Origin of the sequence: Actinomyces sp. oral taxon 448 str. F0400 (genome assembly GCF_000220835.1) — a bacterium.
Taxonomy (GTDB): domain Bacteria; phylum Actinomycetota; class Actinomycetes; order Actinomycetales; family Actinomycetaceae; genus Actinomyces.
In genome coordinates this window covers 1297738-1315466 of record NZ_GL985606.1, presented here as the reverse complement: position 1 = coordinate 1315466, position 17729 = coordinate 1297738, and the positions used below count along the sequence as shown (strand labels likewise).

At 71.4% G+C, this 17729-nt stretch carries 16 protein-coding genes; 3 read left to right on the top strand and 13 right to left on the bottom strand.

All coding sequences use genetic code 11. The annotated features are described in order from the left end of the window. Positions 1-22: 22 nt before the first annotated feature. Positions 23-376, top strand: coding sequence for a hypothetical protein (locus HMPREF9062_RS05630; RefSeq protein ID WP_253270668.1), 354 nt, complete (start codon positions 23-25; stop codon positions 374-376). A 13-nt stretch (positions 377-389) separates the two neighbouring features. Here HMPREF9062_RS05630 and ettA read toward each other — a convergent pair whose 3' ends face one another. Beyond that, positions 390-2072 carry an energy-dependent translational throttle protein EttA gene (gene ettA, locus HMPREF9062_RS05625; protein ID WP_009749101.1) on the bottom strand — a complete coding sequence of 561 codons (1683 nt, stop codon included), beginning with the start codon at positions 2070-2072 and terminating at the stop codon, positions 390-392. Positions 2073-2415: 343 nt separating this feature from the next. Between ettA and HMPREF9062_RS13880 the strand changes: the two genes are divergently transcribed. Further along, on the top strand, positions 2416-2892 hold the full coding sequence (locus HMPREF9062_RS13880) for a methylated-DNA--[protein]-cysteine S-methyltransferase (protein ID WP_441293814.1): 477 nt from the start codon (positions 2416-2418) through the stop codon (positions 2890-2892). Here HMPREF9062_RS13880 and HMPREF9062_RS05620 read toward each other — a convergent pair. From HMPREF9062_RS05620 to HMPREF9062_RS05580, 9 genes are all read right to left on the bottom strand, one after another. After that, positions 2831-3631, bottom strand: a complete 801-nt coding sequence (locus HMPREF9062_RS05620) for a CPBP family intramembrane glutamic endopeptidase (RefSeq protein ID WP_009749099.1) — start codon at positions 3629-3631, stop codon at positions 2831-2833. The genes HMPREF9062_RS13880 and HMPREF9062_RS05620 overlap by 62 nt on opposite strands. Before the next feature lie 283 nt (positions 3632-3914). After that, entirely contained in the window at positions 3915-5036 is a 1122-nt protein-coding gene (gene prfB / locus HMPREF9062_RS05615) for a peptide chain release factor 2 (RefSeq protein ID WP_009749098.1), read from the bottom strand. Positions 5037-5118: 82 nt separating this feature from the next. Continuing rightward, positions 5119-5592: a hypothetical protein gene (locus HMPREF9062_RS05610; protein WP_009749096.1), complete on the bottom strand. Its 474-nt coding sequence runs from the start codon at positions 5590-5592 to the stop codon at positions 5119-5121. After that, positions 5589-6071, bottom strand: coding sequence for a peptidase T4 (locus HMPREF9062_RS05605; protein ID WP_253270664.1), 483 nt, complete (start codon positions 6069-6071; stop codon positions 5589-5591). Before HMPREF9062_RS05605 ends, HMPREF9062_RS05610 begins: the two co-directional genes overlap by 4 nt. Then, entirely contained in the window at positions 6068-6445 is a 378-nt protein-coding gene (locus tag HMPREF9062_RS05600) for a TadE/TadG family type IV pilus assembly protein (protein WP_009749094.1), read from the bottom strand. The genes HMPREF9062_RS05605 and HMPREF9062_RS05600 overlap by 4 nt, the downstream gene beginning before the upstream one ends. A gap of 112 nt (positions 6446-6557) precedes the next feature. Further along, entirely contained in the window at positions 6558-6782 is a 225-nt protein-coding gene (locus HMPREF9062_RS05595) for a hypothetical protein (RefSeq protein ID WP_009749093.1), read from the bottom strand. Positions 6783-6843: 61 nt separating this feature from the next. Next, positions 6844-7776: a type II secretion system F family protein gene (locus HMPREF9062_RS05590; protein WP_009749092.1), complete on the bottom strand. Its 933-nt coding sequence runs from the start codon at positions 7774-7776 to the stop codon at positions 6844-6846. After that, entirely contained in the window at positions 7773-8624 is an 852-nt protein-coding gene (locus HMPREF9062_RS05585; protein WP_009749091.1) for a type II secretion system F family protein, read from the bottom strand. The genes HMPREF9062_RS05590 and HMPREF9062_RS05585 overlap by 4 nt, the downstream gene beginning before the upstream one ends. Then, the gene (locus HMPREF9062_RS05580; RefSeq protein WP_009749090.1) at positions 8624-9880 is read right to left on the bottom strand and encodes a CpaF family protein; all 1257 of its coding nucleotides are present in this window, start codon (positions 9878-9880) and stop codon (positions 8624-8626) included. The genes HMPREF9062_RS05585 and HMPREF9062_RS05580 overlap by 1 nt, the downstream gene beginning before the upstream one ends. Positions 9881-10280: 400 nt before the next feature. On the opposite strand from HMPREF9062_RS05580, the gene HMPREF9062_RS05575 reads away from it, so the two are divergent. Continuing rightward, the gene (locus HMPREF9062_RS05575; protein ID WP_009749089.1) at positions 10281-11603 is read left to right on the top strand and encodes a phosphotransferase; all 1323 of its coding nucleotides are present in this window, start codon (positions 10281-10283) and stop codon (positions 11601-11603) included. Between the two features lie 49 nt (positions 11604-11652). Here HMPREF9062_RS05575 and HMPREF9062_RS05570 read toward each other — a convergent pair whose 3' ends face one another. From HMPREF9062_RS05570 to HMPREF9062_RS13565, 3 genes are all read right to left on the bottom strand, one after another. After that, the gene (locus HMPREF9062_RS05570; protein WP_009749088.1) at positions 11653-12534 is read right to left on the bottom strand and encodes a MerR family transcriptional regulator; all 882 of its coding nucleotides are present in this window, start codon (positions 12532-12534) and stop codon (positions 11653-11655) included. Between the two features lie 33 nt (positions 12535-12567). Beyond that, positions 12568-15954 (bottom strand): UvrD-helicase domain-containing protein, encoded by a 3387-nt coding sequence (locus tag HMPREF9062_RS05565; RefSeq protein ID WP_009749087.1) that lies wholly within the window; start codon positions 15952-15954, stop codon positions 12568-12570. Next, positions 15951-17729, bottom strand: a 1779-nt coding sequence (locus HMPREF9062_RS13565) for a PD-(D/E)XK nuclease family protein (protein ID WP_253270663.1), incomplete at its 5' end; no start/stop codon positions are given. The genes HMPREF9062_RS05565 and HMPREF9062_RS13565, both read right to left, overlap by 4 nt.

Genomic DNA, 17729 nt, shown 5'->3' with positions numbered 1-17729 from the left:
CTCTTTTCTCGGGTGATTCACGGTGCCGATCACCGTACTTCAGGTTCTCAACGCTATCGCCGCAACAATCAGTGCGATGTCATCACTGCTGGTCATCTTCCGACCTCAGATCATGAGTAAGTCGCAAAAGGTCAGCGCCGGCGAGAGGTTCTTCGCTCAGATGTATGCGGCTCGAGCGGTTCCGCTCGGCGTCGTCACCGCGGTCGTACCTTTTATCGCCGCTTCAGATATCACTACCGTGAGGCTGATCCTCATGGCTGCGATGGTGGTCCAGGTCGCCGACGCCGGCATCGGTATCCGACGCAGAGAGCCTGCCATGATCGCCGGTCCATCGATCGCGACTATTGTTCACGGCACTATGGCATGGTGTGCCTGAGACCGCTCAGAACTCAGTCGCGCGTGAGCTTGCGGTAGGTCACCCGGCGGGGGCGGGCGGCCTCAGCGCCCAGGCGCTTGACCTTGTTCTCCTCGTAGGAGGCGAAGTTGCCCTCGAACCAGTACCAGGAGGCGGGGTCCTCATCCGTGCCCTCCCAGGCCAGGATATGGGTGGCGACGCGGTCGAGGAACCAGCGGTCGTGGGTGATGACGACGGCGCAGCCGGGGAACTCCAGCAACGCGTTCTCCAGCGACCCGAGGGTCTCGACGTCGAGGTCGTTGGTGGGCTCGTCGAGCAGGATGAGGTTGCCGCCCTGCTTAAGGGTCAGCGCCAGGTTGAGGCGGTTGCGCTCGCCGCCCGACAGGACTCCGGCCGGCTTCTGCTGGTCGGCCCCCTTGAAGCCGAAGGAGGCGACGTAGGCGCGCGAGGGCATCTCGACGTTGCCCACCTGGATGTAGTCCAGACCGTCGGAGACGACCTCCCACAGAGTCTTGCCCGGGTCGATGCCGGCGCGATTCTGGTCCACATAGGACAATTTGACGGTCTGGCCGATCTTGAGATTCCCGCCGTCGAGCGGCTCCAGCCCCACAATAGTCTTGAACAGGGTCGTCTTGCCCACGCCGTTGGGGCCGACGACGCCGACAATGCCGTTGCGCGGCAGAGTGAAGGACAGGTCATCGATGAGCGTGCGCCCGTCGAAGCCCTTGCTAAGGTGGCTGGCCTCCAGGACGAGGCCGCCCAGACGCGGACCCGGCGGGATCTGGATCTCCTCGAAGTCGAGCTTGCGGGTGCGCTCGGCCTCGGCGGCCATCTCCTCGTAGCGGGCCAGACGGGCCTTGGACTTCGCCTGACGGCCTTTGGCCGACGAGCGCACCCACTCGAGCTCCTCCTTGAGGCGCTTGGCGAGCTTGGCATCCTTCTTGCCCTGGACCTCCAGGCGCTTCTCCTTGGTCTCCAGGTAGGTGGAGTAGTTGCCCTCGTAGGGATAGAGGTGGCCGCGATCCACCTCGGCGATCCACTCGGCGACGTGGTCGAGGAAGTAGCGGTCGTGGGTGACGGCGATAACGGCACCCTGGTAGCCGGCCAGGTGCTGCTCGAGCCAGAGAACGGACTCGGCGTCGAGGTGGTTGGTGGGTTCATCCAGCAGGAGAAGGTCCGGAGCCTCGAGGAGCAGCTTGCACAGGGCCACGCGGCGGCGCTCACCACCGGAGAGGTGCCCCACCTCGGCGTCCGGCGGGGGGCAGCGCAGGGCATCCATAGCCTGCTCGAGCTGGGAGTCGAGGTCCCAGGCACCCGCGGCATCCAGGGCGTCCTGGAGGGTGCCCATCTCCGCCATGAGGGCGTCGAAGTCGGCGTCCGGGTCCGCCATGGCGGCGCTGATCTCGTTGTAGCGGTCCAGCTTGGACTTGATCTCGGCAACGCCCTCCTCGACATTGCCCAGAACGGTCTTGTCCTCGTTGAGCGGGGGCTCCTGAAGGAGGATGCCGACGCTGTACCCGGGGGTCAGACGGGCCTCACCATTGGAGGGCTGGTCGATACCGGCCATGATCTTGAGGATGGAGGACTTGCCGGCACCGTTGGGGCCGACCATGCCGATCTTGGCTCCGGGAAGGAAGGCCATGGTGACGTCGTCGAGGATGACCTTGTCACCGTGGGCCTTGCGCGCCTTGATCATCTGGTAGATGTACTCAGCCACTGCTCGTCTGCGCCTTTCGTCAGGGTGTGAGCGGAGGTTCTGCGCGACGACGGACCGCTCGGCCCCGTCCGTGCGCACCGTGGACAAGCCTAAGGGAGCCCCGGGGTAATGGCGACAACGACGGAGGTGAGACGGTGCACGCGGATCCGCGGCCTCTCGCAAGGTGTCCGCACGGTTTCGCACCAGTCCCCTGGCGAGCCGGGTAGGAGCAGAATCAGCGCCGAACGTGCCACCATGAGCAGGAAGAGGAACGAGAAGGGGGAACCGATGCCCTACCTCAGTCACTATGACTCACCCTTGGGCGCCATGACCATGGGCCGGCGACGGCGAGCACCTCACGGGACTGTGGTTCGACGGCCAGAAGTATAACCGCTCGACGATCAACGACGACGCGGTACTCCGCCCCGATTTGCCCGTCTTCACACAGACGACCCAGTGGCTCGACACCTACTTCGAGGGCGCCGACCCGGGTTTCACCCCCACCGATCAGCATCGAGGGCTCCGACTTCAGGAAGATGGTCACCTCCATTATGCTCTCCATCCCCTTCGGCACCACCAACACCTATTCCTGCATCGCTACCGAGGTCGCCCGGCGAACCGGCCGGAAGCACATGTCCGCCCAGGCCGTGGGGGCGCGGTCGGGCGCAACCCGATCACTCTCATCGTGCCGTGCCACCGCGTGGTCGGCGCCAACGGGAGTCTGCGCGGTTACGCAGGCGGAATCGACCGGAAGGAACGGCTCCTGGAGATGGAGGGCGTCAACATGACTGGCCTGTCAACGCCGCCAACCGCTGACGACGTCGGTGGAACACGAGAATGAGGAGACCGACCGCAGCCCAGATCAGACCCTGGAGCACCCAGGTGACCGACCCGACGGGGAGTTGCAGACGATCTGTTAGCAGGTCATCCGCCACGTGAAATCCACCGTGCACGCCGATCGCCGCCCAGGTCGATCCCGATACCATCCGAACGATCAACGCGACCACCGCGAAGCCACACGGTATCGTGAGATATATGATGTGATCCAGCAGGTTCTGCTGGCCCCCTTGGGAGACGAGGTGAAGAACGGTGAATACGAGGACGCTGGATACTGCTGCGAAACGCGTCTCACCCAATGAGGAGAAGAGCCAGCCTCGCCAGATTATCTCTTCAGGAATACCCTGCAGAAGAAAGCCCTGAGAGAAGATCGCCGCAGCGATAAACCACCAAGGCCCATTCGGCATCCCCTCATTCCCACCAGCAAGACCGAGGGCGTGAACAATACCGGCAACCGCGAGATTCACCGCGATTGCAACGAGAACCATCCCCACCATCCACAACAGGGCTCGACGATCTAAACGCAAATGCAGACTGACGCGGCGGCCGCGATCAAGAGTACGACGCAGCGCATAGCACAGCATGAGAACCAGAATCGTTGCCACCCCATAGAACAACAGCATGAAAACGGCCATGACTACGTCATCGGCATTACCCTGGGGATGCGGGTGCGCAAGAAGGAAGGACTGGATGGCAGGAATCTGACTCAGTAAAGACGGCGCGAGCGCGCAGGCGAACATCATCGCAACCGCGATGACGATGCGCAGAACCTTTCCGCCCGCGGTCAGGCGACGATCTTGAGCCGATCGATCCCCACTGAGATCCGAGGACTCGAGAGACGAGGGTGTTGATGATATTTCCACCGACCGAGATTTTCCATGTGATGCGCTCATGAAATTCATGGTACGCCCACCATTTTGCGACCTCAATCGCACCTCGGAGAAATCAGGGGCACGTGGAAAAGAAATCAGGGATCCCTCCGGGGGATCCCTGACTCCGGTGACGCTTCTGATGAAGCGAAGCTGATCAGGCCTCGGCGCCCTCCTGCTGCTTGCGCCAGCGGATGCCGGCGTCGATGAAGCCGTCGATGCCGCCGTCGAAAACCGAGTCGGGGTTGCCGACCTCATATCCTGTACGCAGGTCCTTGACCATCTGATACGGGTTGAGCACGTAGGAGCGCATCTGGTCCCCCCAGGACGCCTTGACGTCCCCGGCGAGCTCCTTCTTCTTGGCGTCCTCCTCCTGCTGCTTGAGCAGGAGAAGTCGCGACTGGAGCACGCGCATGGCGGCGGCGCGGTTCTGGATCTGGGACTTCTCATCCTGCATGGAGACGACCAGGCCGGTGGGGATGTGAGTGATGCGCACCGCGGAGTCGGTCGTGTTAACGGACTGCCCGCCCGGCCCGGAGGAGCGGAAGACGTCGACGCGGATGTCGGTCTCGGGGACATCGATGTGGTCGGTCGACTCGATGAGCGGAATAACCTCGACGGCGGCGAAGGAGGTCTGGCGGCGACCCTGGTTGTCGAAGGGGCTGATGCGCACCAGGCGGTGGGTGCCGCCCTCCACGCTCAGCGTGCCGTAGGCGTAGGGGGCGTGAACCTCGAAGGTCACCGACTTGAGCCCCGCCTCCTCGGCGTAGGAGGTGTTGAGGACTTTGACCGGGTAGTCGTGCCGCTCGGCCCAGCGGGTGTACATGCGCAGAAGCATCTCAGCGAAGTCCGCGGCGTCCACACCGCCGGCACCGGACCGGATGGTGACGACGGCGTCGCGCGGGTCGTACTCGCCGCTCAGCAGGGTGCGGATCTCCAGATCGCCCAGGTCCTCGCAGATGGAGACCAGGTCCAGGGCTGCCTCGGCGAGCAGCTCCTCGGCGTCCTCGCCGGACTCCTCCCCCGCCATCTCGACCATGGCCTCGAGATCGTCGATACGCCCGCCCATGTCCTCGACCCGCTTCAAATCGGCCTGGGCGTGGGAGAGGGCGGAAGTCACCGCCTGGGCGGCGTCCGGATCGTCCCACAGGTCGGGGGCGGCCGCCCTCTCGGACAGGGAGGCGATGCGCGCGCGCAGAGCCTGCGGATCCGTCACCGCCGCGATGGAGGCGTAGGTGTGTCGGAGTCGTTCGATCTGCGCGGGGAAGTCGGTGGCCACGCCGAGAGTCTACGGCAGGACGCCTCCCCCGCGGCGGGCTCCCGGTCGGCGGCGCGCTCGGGCACCCGACCCGGAGCGGTGCTCACGGCGCCGTCGACACCCGCGCCGACCCCGTGGCGCTGATGGTGAAGCCCCCGGCGGGGATCACGCCCCACGGCAGGAAGGGCGGGCGCGACCTGGCGGTCAGGGTCACGACGGCGGTGACCCCGTCCGGGGTATCCGCCTGGATGAGACTCAGCGCCTCCAGACGCTCGGGCTGGGCCTCCATGTCATCCAGCGCCGCGGCGCGCACGCCCGCATCGCTCAGGGTCCCCGGCACCCCGTCCACCTCGACGCCGCCGAAATAGCTGGCCTCATCCACACCGGTGGCGGCCGCCGCCGCGGCCGAGTCGGCCAGCGAAGTCAGGGTCTTCAGGTCCAGGTAGACGGCGGTGGCGCTGGCCACCACGAGCACGAGCACGGCCACCACCGAGATCATGCCGACCCCCAGCAGCAGGGTCTGACCGTCCTCGGTGCGCCCCGGGTCGCGCGCGAGCCGGCCCGCCGCGCGCATCATCCCGACCTGCCGGAACCGGCCAGCGTCACGGCGCGCTCGGCGTCGAGCACGACGACGTCGCGCCCCACCCCGGCCGGGCCCAGGATCGGCAGGTCGACGCCGGCCTCAACGCGGACGACACCCGCGGTGCAGCCGGCGTCGGAGCACGTCAGACTCAGGGCGCCGGCCGGATCGGCATCCATGTGCTGATCCGACAGGGCCAGGCCGACCGCGACCCGGGCATGCGCCATCGCCGCCTCCCCCTCCTCGACCTCCAGGACGCGGCCGGCGGCGTCGGCGGCGGAGGCGACGGCGAAGGACGCGGCCTGGACCTGCGCGAGAGCGACGAGCAGGTAGACGACCGGGACGACCAGGACCACGGTCCAGCCGATGAACTCCACCGGCGCATTGCCGTCCTCGACGCGCGAGACCCGGCCGGCACCCGCCGGCCGGGGCCCCGCCGCCCGCATCATCGGGCAGGATCCGGCGGGCCCGCTCATGGCGTCTCCCGCGTGACGGCGTCGACGAGTGCGGCCTCATCGACGGCGTGCCCGGTCACCCGCAGCGCGCCCGACGGGCCGAACAGCCCCAGGACGGGCAGGGGCGCCGTCACCTGGGTCTCGACGACGGGCATGCCGTCGATCACGACCCGCGACACCGTGACGTCGTCGATGTAGTCGTCCGCCAATGCCGCGCCGGTCAGCGCGGCGACGCGATCGCGGGCCTCCGCCTCGGTGCCGCCCGACAGGGCCGCCCTCCGTGCGCCCTCACCGGCGGCGTCGGTCAGGATGTTGCGCACGTACAGGCCGAGGGCGAGCTGGAGGAGGGCGGTGCTCACAGCGAGAACGAGCACGCCCACCAGCACGAAATCCACGACGGCAGACCCGGCCTCGCCCCGTCGCGGAGAGTCAAGGACCGCCGCCGCCGGCTCCCCCGTGGCCCGTCCGGGTGGGACGGGCCACGGAAGCGCAGGACGAGCGGCGCGATCAGATGGCACCGGTGACCTTGGCGATCGCATCGGTGAACACCTGTGTCAGCGCCGGCCCGGCCACCGCCCACAGGGCGACGACCAGGCCCGCCGTCATAAGAGTCACCAGCACCCAGCCGGGAACGTCGCCCCGCTCCCGGCCCGCGGCGGCGCGCAGAGCGGGAAGGCGACGGCCCGGGCGACTCCGACGGGCCGGGCGGAGCGGGAAGGGGGGATGGATCATCTGACTGTCCTTTCAGTGGTGGGTGAGCGGGGTGGGACGGGTCGGGGCGGGGCGCTCGGGCTCACAGCCCCAGGCGCAGGACGAACAGGCCGGGGAACAGGGCGAAGACGACGGTGATCGGCAGGACGAGGAAGACTACGGGCACCATCTGTGCGATCTCGCGCCTGCCGCCCTCCTCCATGAGGGCGCGCCGGGAGGCCTCCCGTGCGTCGGCCGCCTGGGCGCGCATGACGTCGGCCAGCGGCGTGCCCCGCTCGAGGGCCACGGCGATGGCCTCCGACAGGCGTGTGACGTGCAGGGAGTCGACGCGATTCTCCAGCCGGGCCAGGGCGGTGGTCAGAACCGTGCCGCTGCGCACGTCCGCCAGGGTCAGGGCGAGCTCGTCGACCAGCTCGCCGCGTCCGAGGTCGACGACCCGTTCGATCGCGGCCACGGGCCCCTGCCCGGCCCCGACGACGAGGGCGAGCAGCTCGACGACGTCGGGCAGCTGGGCCTCGATGCGCCGCCGTCGGCGCTCGACCTCACGGCTGAGCCACCAGTCGCGGCAGGCCGCGCCGCCCACCAGGGACGTCAGTGCGGCGACCATCAGCAGGGGCGCGCTCACATGGCGCACCATCGAGATGAGCAGGCCGGCCCCGACGGTGGCCCCGAAAGCGCCCGCGGCCCACAGGAGCTGCTGGAGGCGAAGCTCCTCGTAGGTCAGCGCACCGCCCGCCCGCAGCAGCCTGCGCCGCACCGACTCGGCCGAGGATCCCAGACCCTCGAACAGGCGCCCGGTCGAGCCGACGGCCGACAGGAGCACAGCTGAGATCGTGCGCCCGTCGGCGTCCGGCACGCGGGCGCCCAGCAGCCCCGAGGTCGCCGGACGCTCGTGGACGTAGGGGGCGAGCCGCTCGCCCAACGTGGGGTGGCGCCGCCGCAGCGCCGAGACGATCAGGAGCATTCCGCACCCGAGCATGAGGCCGGCCAGGGCGCCCAGAGGGACGTTGTTCATCGCAGGACGCGCTCCTCCTCCGGCAGGCGGCCCAGCCGCAGCATGAGACGGTAGGCCGCAACGCTGGCCACGGCGCCGACGACCAGCACGAGCGCACCGCTCGGCGTCGCGTAGGCCCGGGCGGCCTGCGGACGGGTCGACAGGAGCGCCAGGACGAGCCAGGGGGCCGCCACCGCCACCTTCGCGCCATTGACGGTCCAGGACTGTCGGGCCTCGAGCTCGCCGCGAGTGCGCAGGTCCTCGCGCAGCATGCGCGATAGGGCGCGCAGCAGCGTGCCCAGCTCGGTGCCCCCGACCTCGTGGGCCAGACGCAGGGCCTCCACGATCCGATCGGCGACCGGGTCGGCGAAACGCGCCTTGAGACGGTCCAGGCACACGGTGAAACGAGCCGTCGCCGCGTAATCGGTGGCGAATGCGCGGAACTGCTCGCGCACGGCCTCGGGGCCGCGCTCGCCGAGATTGGCCAGGGCCTCGGGCAGGCTCATCCCCGCGCGCACCCCCGACACGAGGGTGTCGACCGCCTCCGGCCACACCTCCCGCAGGCGGGTGCGCCGGGTTCGGGCCCGGTTGGAGACCACGACGTAGGGGGCGGCGGCGGCGATGGTGCCGAAGGCCACAGCGATGGGCCAGGCGCGCGAGGCGCCGAGGAATCCCAGGGCGACGACGGCGCCCAGCACCGCACTGCCCATGACGAACAGAGCGGGGCTGGTGCGTCCCGCCCCGGCCTGGACCAGGAGGTCGGCCAGGCGGCGCTGCCGCTCCGAGCGCCACCGCGGCGGCTCGGTGGTCAGGGCGAGCCACACGAGGACCAGGCCGATCCCTCCCATGAGTCCGGCGATCGCGCCCATCAGATCCGCTCCTCGGTGCGACGCCCGACGGCCTCCGGGGCGAGGAGCCCGGCCAGATCGTGGCCAGCGCGCGCGTACCGGTCCGGCGACGGCGGGGTGCCCGAACCGCGCACGAGGCGCCCCCGCGCGTCGCGATGGAAGACGTCGGCCAGCTCGATGACGCCGTTCTCGACCCGCCCGGACAGGGCGGCGATCTCGCGCACGCGGCGGCGGCCCCCGGTGTCGAGGTCGAGATGGACGACGATATCCACGGCGCCCGCGACCGTGGGCACCACGAAGGCGGCCGATACGTTCTCCCCCGCGAGCAGCGGGAGCGTGCAGATCTTGACCACGGCCTCGCGCGCGGAGTTCGCGTGGAGCGTGCTCATGGCCGGCAGCCCGGAATTCATGGCGATGAGCAGATCCAGGGCCTCGGCCTCGCGGACCTCTCCGATGAGCAGGCGGTCCGGACGCATGCGCAGCGCCTCCTTGACCAGACGGCGCAGGCTGATCTCGCCCACGCCCTCCAGGTTCGCGGCCCGGGTCTGCATGGCGACGCAGTCCCGGTTGCGCACGGAGAGCTCGAAGACCTCCTCGCACGTGATCACGCGCTGGCCGGCGGGAATGGCCCCGGCCAGCGCGCGGACCATGGTGGTCTTGCCGGCCTGGGTGGCGCCCGAGACGATGATGTTGAGGCCGGCCTGGACGGAGGCGTCGAGGAAGGCGGCCGCACGGGGGGTCAGGGAGCCCAGGCGAACGAGATCCGCCGTGCGCGAGGCCCGCGAGGAGTGCTTGCGGATATTGACAGCCCAGTGGCGGGAGGTGATCGGCGGGATGACGACGTGAAGACGCTCTCCCCCCGGCAGCTGGGCGTCCACGAAGGGGGTCGACAGATCCAGCCGGCGCCCCGAGACCCGCAGCATGCGCTCGACCAGGACTCTCAGCTCCTCGTCCTCCAGGATCGTGGTGGTCAGTTCAGGCCGGCCGGAGCGGGCCACGAAGACGCGCCCGGGCGCGTTGCACCAGACCTCCTCGATCGAGTCGTCGTCGAGGTAGCGCTGGAGCGGTCCGAGGCCCGTCAGGGCGTCGACGGAGCGGGCCTGGGCGTCGGCGGGGTCGTGCAGGGGCGGGACGAGGCCAGCGTCGGCGCGGGTCACGTAGTCGGCCGAGGCCTCGGCGACGAGGCCCTCCAACGCCGCGGCGTCGGCGAGCGGGTCGATGCCTCGACGGCGGACGAGTTCACGGATCTCATCGTGCAGCAGCGCTGCTGCGTCCATGGTGGGCCTCGCAGTGGTCAGGGATGGGTGGGGCGGGTGGGGATGCTCGGGGGCGGCCGTCCGAGCGGCCGTCGCACGATCGGGTAAGCAATCGGGGTCGTGTGGCGCGCGGATGACACCCGCGTGGGTGGGCCGCGTCACGCTCCGGAGCCTAGAGCAGACTTCTCTCTCGCGCCAGCCCCTCGTCACGCCCCGTGGATGATTCCGAACCGACGTCCCGGCCGAACGCACCACAATCCACAAGTGAGTCTTGAGTTCTACCGATCTCAACAGATTTTTCTACCGATCTCGACGCAGGCCATGTGCATACGGACCCCTGCGAGCCTCTCAAGAGGCTTCAGTCACATCGATTCGGGCGCGCCAGCGCCCCGGCAACCCGCCGCTCGCCTACGGTTGAACCATGTCGCAGCCGCCCACCGGACCATCCGACCCCGCCGCACCGTCGAGCGCGGAGGATGCTCCCGGTGCCGCGCCCGCCCCGGCCCCGGGCGGGGCGCGGAGGAATAAACGTTCGACGCTGGCCCTGGCGGCCCTGGCCGGTGTCGCCGTGCCCGGCCTGGACCCGGCGCGTCTGGCACTGCCGCAGAAGGAGTCCGTCCGTCTGCGCACGGTCGGCGTCATCGACACCAGGGGCCGTCACTGGGAGGTCCTCGAGGCCCACGACGACGCGATCGGCGCGAGCCTGGACGCCGAGGCGGACGTGCTGCGCCGTATCGGTCGGATCGTCGACGACGGCCGCCTGACCTTCGACGTGCCGCGCGTAGCCGGCACTCTGCGCACCGACGGAGCGCACATCCAGATTCGCACCCACCTGGAGGGGCGCCCCATGGACGTCTCCGCCCTGCACCCGGGCCCCGGCCTGTCGGCGGGGATGGGCCGGGCGCTCGGCGAACTGCACGAGCTGCCCACCTCCGTGGTCTCCGAGGCGGGCATGCCGGTCTACGACTCCCAGGAGGTCCGCGACCGCTGGCTGAGCCTGATGGATGACGCCGCGGCGACGGGGAAGGTGCCTCCGGCCCTGCTGTCGCGGTGGGAGACCGCCCTGGAGGACTCCGCCCTGTGGCGGTTCCGTCCGGTGGTGGTGCACGGGGACCTGGACGCGGAGAACGTGCTCACGGCGGGCGGGGCGGTCGTCGCCATGCGCGGCCTCGGCCAGGCCCACGTGGGCGACCCCGCCGAGGACATGGCATGGATCTACGCCTCGGTCCCGGTCGACTGCCTGGACTCCATCGAGACCGCCTACGACCTGGCGCGCAGCGAGGGCGTCGACAAGCATCTGAGGGACCGCGCCGAGCTGGTCAGCGAACTGAGTCTGGCCCGCTGGCTCCTGCACGGCGTGCGCGCCGACAAGGAGAGGATCATCGAGGACGCCGTGGCGATGCTCGCCGACCTCGCCGACCAGGTCGGCGACGAGCCCCTCGTCGAGCCGCACGAGCCCCGTCTGGCCCCCGTGCCGGGGGAGCGGACGACGAGCGCGCCGGACGCCGACACCCACGAGGTCGCCATGGCCCGCGTCGACGACCAGGAGGACGAGGACGCCGACGGACGTGAGAACGAGGACGGAAACCGGGAGAATGCCCGGCGCGCCGGCGGAGACGGCCCGGACGACGGTCCCGGCGACGGTCGCCCGACGCCTCGCGGCGCGGGCACGGCGACAGCGTCGGTCACGCCCCTGCACCCGGCCCACGACGCCGGCCGCGTCTCCTCTCCCGACGGGGCTTGAGCGGGCCCGCCGGACACCCGCGGGGAGGCGCACGGAGCGCCGCGGAAGGTCAGCAGGCGATCGGGAAGCAGATCTGTGTGCGCCACGCGGCGGCGTCGGGATTGTGGACCGGCCCGACGAAGTAGCGCTCGAAGGAGGGCCCCTCGATCGTCAGGCCGCGCTCCCCGATCTCGCGCACAAGCAGCGTGTAGGCCTCCGATATCCCCGCGTAGGGACCCGCGTGCTCGGTGGAGATGACGGTCCGCTCCCCCACCGTGCGGCAGCTCAGCGGCGACCCGACCCGGACCGGAGCGTCGATGACCTCCCAGACCTCGATATCGACGTCGTGATCAACGTGCCCCTCCTCGAAGAAGGTGGCGCCGCAGGGCGCCCCGGTCAGGCGGGCGGCACCCGCCTCGAGGACCTCGCGGACCTGCGGGAAGAAGTCCGAGAAGAGGGCGCCCTCGTCGTCGTAGGTCGGGATGATCTCCCGGCGGGCGACGATGACGTGGGCGGGGATCGTCTCGATCGTGGCGCGGACGGACCGAATGCTCATGGTCTGCTCCCCTCGATGATCCAGCAGTGCGAGCGTGCGCTCGCGTCGACGCCCGAGCTCCTCCGCCTCGGCGCCCAGACGACTCAGGTGCTGCTCGAGCACGGGCCGCCAGACCATCTCGTCCTCGGCGAGAAGGGCGGGCAGGACGCGGCCGATGTCGTCCAGGCCGAGACCCGCCTCCCGCAGGCGCAGCAGCATCACGGCCGGCTCGAGTTCGTCCCGGGAGTAGTACCGATAGCCGCTGCGCGGATCGACCTCGCCGGGGCGCAGGAGGCCGAGGCGGTCGTAGTGTCGCAGCATCCTGGCGGTCAGACGTGTCATCCGGGAGAACTGGCCGATGGTCCACCGGGGCCCGCGCCGCTCACCGGGCCGGGTGTCGGGCTGAGTGTCGGACATGATCCCATTCTCCTGGTTGTCACTGTGTCAGAGTCACTCAGAGTCACGGTCAGGGTCGAGCCGATGCGGGGACGGGCCCGCATCGGCGCCCACGACCAGCGAGGCCTCGATCTCGCTCAGAGTCAGCAGATCCGCACCACCCAGCTCGTCGACGAACCCGTCCGGGTGGTCGGGGAGATCGACGTAGACGTAGGCAGCCCGCACCGACTGCGTTCCCACGCCCCGGGAAGCGGCCAGGGCGTGGACGTAGACGCTCAGCTGGTCGACGGGCACCGGCCGTCTCCCCGTCTTCCAGTCGACGATGAGCCAAGTGCCGTCGGACCCTCGGAACACCGCATCGAGTCGGCAGCGCAGGGTCGTGGCGCCCAGCGTCAGCCCCAGCTCGGTCTCCGTGTCCTGGAGGACGTACCCGGCCAGGAGCGGCAGGCCCTCAACCACCTCCAGCCACCGCTCCAGGCGCCGGCGATCGGCGTCGCCCAGCGTGAGCGGTACCCCGGCCCGGGCGAGGCTGAGCAGCTGCCCCTGCTCCGCGAGCCGCTGAGCGACCGCCTCGTGGAAGACGGTCCCCAGCCGCCCGGCCTCGCGCGGCCGGGGCGGCAGCGGACGGCGCAGGCCCAGGGCGAAGGCATCGGGATCCGCACGCAGGTCGTCGAGCCTGGTCGCCGGCAGGTGGGAGGGCATCCGGACGACCGGCAGCGTCTCGCTGCTCCGGGTCCGCTCCGCCAGAAGCAGGACGGCCTCCTCCCGCCAGCGGCGCACGACGGGGTCCTCGCTCGCCCCGGGCGGGTCGGCATCGCGGGCGGACCGGCCCACGGCCGCCGCTGCGCGAACAGCGTCCGCCGCGGCGGCGCGGGCCCGGGCCATGTCATCGTTCGCAGCCGCCTCCGGCCACCGCGCCGTCACCGTGCGATCCGCCAGCCGGTTGACGGCGTCGGGGGCGAGCTCGGTGAATCCCTCCCCCCACGGCTCGACGAGCCCGCGGCGGCGCAGCTCGGCCAGGAAGCGCGAGACGGGGCGGGGACGGCTCGCCCCACCGGAGAAGTGGCCGGCGGCCAGCAGGAGGTCGTGGCGGGCCCGCGTGATCGCCACGTAGGCCAGACGACGCTCCTCGGTCAGGGTGTGGCGGCCCAGGGCGAGCCGGTAGCTCTCGAGCAGGTCCTTCGCCTCCTCCTTGGCCACGACCGCGGGCTCGAGTGCGCCGAGCTCGAAGGGCGGCAGTGTGCCGGCGTCGGCGCGCAGCGGGTGGGGCAGCTCGTCGAGCCCGGTCAACCACGACCAGTCCCTGACGGATAGATCGTCTACCGGCCTGGCCGAGTAGCCGGGGAAAACCCCCTCGGCCATGCCGACGACGGCGACGTGATCCCACTCCAGGCCCTTGGCGGCATGGATGGTGAGGATCTGGACGGCCCCGGGCTCCGGATCGACCTCGGGCGTCTCCAGGCCGCGCTCATGCTCGGCGGCGGCGTCGAGCCAGCCGAGGAAGTCGGCGACGCCGGGGGTCTCCATATCCGCGGTGTAGCGCTCGGCGGCGGCCCGGAAGGCGTCGAGGGCGCGGCGCCCCAGCCTGTCGCCAACGCGCGCCGCCAGTTCGATGTCGAGCCCGAGGGCCTGCTCGGCGGCGATCACAACCTCCGCCAGCGGAAGCGCCAGGACGGCGCGGACCCGACGCACCGCCCGGGCCACACGGTCGGCGGCGCGCACTCCCGCCGATGTCAGACCCGGGATCGTCACCTCGTTCACTCCCCCGGGAGCGGCATCGGCACGCCGTGCGATCTCCTCGATCGCCTCGGCGAGCAGCGGTGCGGCCTCCTCGTCCTGCGCGTCTGCGCTGCGGCCCGCTCCCGGAGCGGGTGCCGACCCCCGCACGATCGCCGCGGCCAGCGAGCTCAGCGCCCGTAGGTCAGCGGCGCCGATGCGGGCGGCGGTCAGCAGTCGCATAAGCCGATCTCCGCGCTCGGGGTCGGCGGCCACGGTGATCAGGGCGCGCACGTCGGCCACCTCGGGCACGGTGAGCATCCCGCCCAGGCCGACGACCTCGCAGGGGATGCCGCGCGCCTCCAGCGCCTCGGCGAGGACCGGGAAGGCGGAGCGGACGCGGGCGAGAACCGCCAGCTCGGCCGTGGGACTCCAGCGCTCCGCCATGAAGTCGGCGACCGCCTCCGCCTCCGCCAGCGGGTCGGCCACCCGGGTGGCCAGGACGCGCCCCTCGGCGAGACCGGCGCAGGCGGGGCGGGCGCGCAGCTCCTCGACGGGCACGTGCGCGACCCGGGCGTCCCCGGCCTGCGGGAGGTGGCGGCGCAGCGGCTCGGAGACGGCGTTGGCGGCCGCCAGGACGGCGCGGTCGTTGCGCCAGGCGGTCGACAGGGGCAGGACGGGCGTGCCCGCCGGGTCGTCGGCCTCGATCGCGCCCGAGCGCACGGCGGCAGCGCCGTCCGGGTTGAAGCGAGTGTGGAACTCGTCGAGGGCGCCGGCGCTGGCCCCGCGCCACCCGTAGATCGCCTGATTCGGGTCGCCCACGGCGGTGACCCCGCCCCCCGCGAAGAGGGCGGACAGCAGGCGCGCCTGGGCGACCGACGTGTCCTGGAACTCGTCGAGGAGGACGGCCGAGTACTGGGCGCGCACCTGCTCGGCGGCCTCGGGCACGCCCTCGGCGATGCGGCAGGCCAGGGCGATCTGGTCCCCGAAGGACAGCAGGCCGTGACGACGCTTGTGCTCGCGGTAGGCGGATACGACCTGGAGCATGCCCAACCGCTGGGAAGCGATTGTCGAGGGCCTGCCGAAGGACGTCTTGAGTCCGCGTACGGCGGCGAGGCCCTCGAACAGGTCGGCCAGCTCCTCAAGACCCTCGGCGGCCCGGTCGACATCGAGGAGGTTCTCCGACAGGGCGGAGTCGAGGGCGAGAACGGTCCTCACCGCGGTGGAGAGGGTGTCGACCGGGAGGGGCTCGGTACGGGCCTGGAGCATGTCGGAGACGATCTGCCAGGCGCGCGCCTCGGTGATGAGGGTCGAGTCCGGGTCGACGCCGATGCGCAGTCCGTGATCGCGCACGAGGGAGCCGGCGAAGGCGTTGTAGGTGGACACGGTCGGCTCGGGGGCCTCCTCCGGCGCCGGCGCGAGCCCGGAGGCGGCCAGGCGGCCGAGCCTGGCGGTCACGCGCTGGGCCAGCTCCGCCGTGGCCCTGCGGGTGAAGGTCAGGCCGAGGACCCGGTCGGCGGTGACGTCCCCCCGGGCGACGAGGTGGACAACGCGCTGGCTCATGGTGGCGGTCTTGCCGCTGCCGGCGCCGGCGACGACGAGGAGCGGGGAGAGCGGGTGGGCGATAATGCGCGCCTGCTCGGGGGTCGGCGGGTGCAGGCCGAGGGCCCGGGCGAGCGCCTCAGGCGTCGGCGCACCGGCAATCGGGGTCGCGCGGCTGCTCACGGTGCGGTCCTCCTCCCCTCGGCCACGGCCGGACAGGAGTCCTTGACGGCGCAGCGGACGCAGTGCGGCCCGGTGCGGGCGGTCAGGCGGGCGCCGCGGGCATCGGCGGCGGCGGAGGCGACCAGGTCGCGCGCCCAGTCCTCCCCGGTCCCGGGATCCGGGCTGGGATCGAGCGCGGCGCCCTTGGGCGCCAGGACGGTCAAGCCGTCCCGCAGCGGCGCAGCGCCCAGCAGGACGAGGGCGCCGCCCTCGACGACGTAGCCTCGGCTCTCCAGGGCGAGCCGATAGACGGCCAGCTGCGGGTTGCGGGCCGCCTCCTCCTTCGTCGGCTTCCCGGCTCCGGTCTTGAGGTCGATCAGGCGCACGCGCCGACCGCACCCGTCGGACAGGGGGGCGTCATCGGGCGGTTCCTGCCCGCCGGCGGGCGGCGCATCGAGGTACTCCAGGCGGTCGATCCGCCCGCTCAGCCGCACCGGGATGCTCTCGGGAGCGGCGGCTCCGTCCGCGCCCGGCCCGCCGGAGGGTGCGGCGGGCGGATCCAGACGCACATCGAGGCGCCTTTCGACGTCGACACGTCCGGGCACGCCCGACAGGTAGGAGTCGAGCCGATCAACGAGCTCGCGGGCATGGTCGGCGGCGAGCCCGCCCAGCCAGGTATCGGGGTAGGACAGTTCGGGCAGATGCTCCTCGAAGCAGGCCCGCAGGGCCTGACCGCGCAATCCCTCCCGCTGGGCCTGCTCGGCGAGGGCGTGGATGAGCGTGCCCAGGCTCTGCGCCTCGGAGAAGCCGGCATTCCCGCCGTGGCGGGTCAGGAACCAGCGCAGCGGGCAGGCGGTGATGGCCTCGACGTCAGAGGGGCTGATGCGCACCGGCTCATTCCCGCCGACGAGCGGGGCGCTCGACGTCGGCTCGGCCGCCCCGGCCCAATCCTTGGGCAGGGCCCCGGCCACCCCGCCGCCCGGCCCGCCCAGTTCGGCCAGGAGCCGAGCGGCGGCCCGGGCGCGCCGCCGCTCATCGGGCGCGGCCCCGGTCAGCATGCCGGCGACGGCGGCCCGGCGCAGCTCACCGACCAGCCCCCGCAGGGTCAGATCTCCGGTGTCCGGGGCGAGGAGCACGCCGCCGTCGGCGTCCTCGACGGGCACGTGGGCGGCCCGGGCGATCTCGACCAGGAAGGAGGAGGGGGCGTTGTCGCTGTCGGCGACGGCCGTCACGAGGAGCCGCCGCCTCGCGCGGGTCAGGGCGGCCAGAAGCATGCGGCGCTCGTCGGCGCGGACCTGAGAGCGGGCGGCGACCGGATCGGCGGCGGCCGCGCGTGCGGACGGGTCGACGGGCAGGCGCCCGGTGACGGCGTCGACGAGGAGGCCCGTGCGGGTGATCGTGTCGCGCAGACGCAGGTCCGGCCACGCGTCCCGTCCCACCCCCATGACGGCGACGACGTCCCACTCGCCGCCGGCCGCGGCCGCGGGCGTCAGCACCGCGACCCCGGCGGGGCGCACTCCCTGCGGGGCGACGGAGTCGGAGGGCAGAGCCTCATCGAACAGCTCGGCGAGGAAGGATGAGGCGTCCTCGCCGGGGTGCCGCTCGGCCCACACCTCAGCGCGTTTGAACAGGGCGGTGACGACGTCCAGGTCGTGCTCGGCGGCTTCGGCCAGGACCGCGGCCGGGCGCGCCCCCCGCCCCCCGGCCGCGGCGCCCAGGGCGGTGTCCCGCCACCTTCGGGCGCAGCCGGAGGCCTCCCACGCCTCCCACAGGAGCTGCTCGGCGTCGACGCGGTC

What these genes read in the sequence shown, in the direction of transcription:
- HMPREF9062_RS05605 (WP_253270664.1), bottom strand. Translation starts at nt 6,071, where the DNA reads ATGAGCGGGCCCGCCGGATCCTGCCCGATGATGCGGGCGGCGGGGCCC.
- HMPREF9062_RS05590 (WP_009749092.1), bottom strand. Translation starts at nt 7,776, where the DNA reads ATGAACAACGTCCCTCTGGGCGCCCTGGCCGGCCTCATGCTCGGGTGC.
- HMPREF9062_RS05585 (WP_009749091.1), bottom strand. Translation starts at nt 8,624, where the DNA reads ATGGGCGCGATCGCCGGACTCATGGGAGGGATCGGCCTGGTCCTCGTG.
- HMPREF9062_RS05610 (WP_009749096.1), bottom strand. Translation starts at nt 5,592, where the DNA reads ATGATGCGCGCGGCGGGCCGGCTCGCGCGCGACCCGGGGCGCACCGAG.
- HMPREF9062_RS05595 (WP_009749093.1), bottom strand. Translation starts at nt 6,782, where the DNA reads ATGATCCATCCCCCCTTCCCGCTCCGCCCGGCCCGTCGGAGTCGCCCG.
- HMPREF9062_RS05570 (WP_009749088.1), bottom strand. Translation starts at nt 12,534, where the DNA reads ATGTCCGACACTCAGCCCGACACCCGGCCCGGTGAGCGGCGCGGGCCC.
- HMPREF9062_RS05620 (WP_009749099.1), bottom strand. Translation starts at nt 3,631, where the DNA reads ATGATGTTCGCCTGCGCGCTCGCGCCGTCTTTACTGAGTCAGATTCCT.
- HMPREF9062_RS05575 (WP_009749089.1), top strand. Translation starts at nt 10,281, where the DNA reads ATGTCGCAGCCGCCCACCGGACCATCCGACCCCGCCGCACCGTCGAGC.
- HMPREF9062_RS05580 (WP_009749090.1), bottom strand. Translation starts at nt 9,880, where the DNA reads ATGGACGCAGCAGCGCTGCTGCACGATGAGATCCGTGAACTCGTCCGC.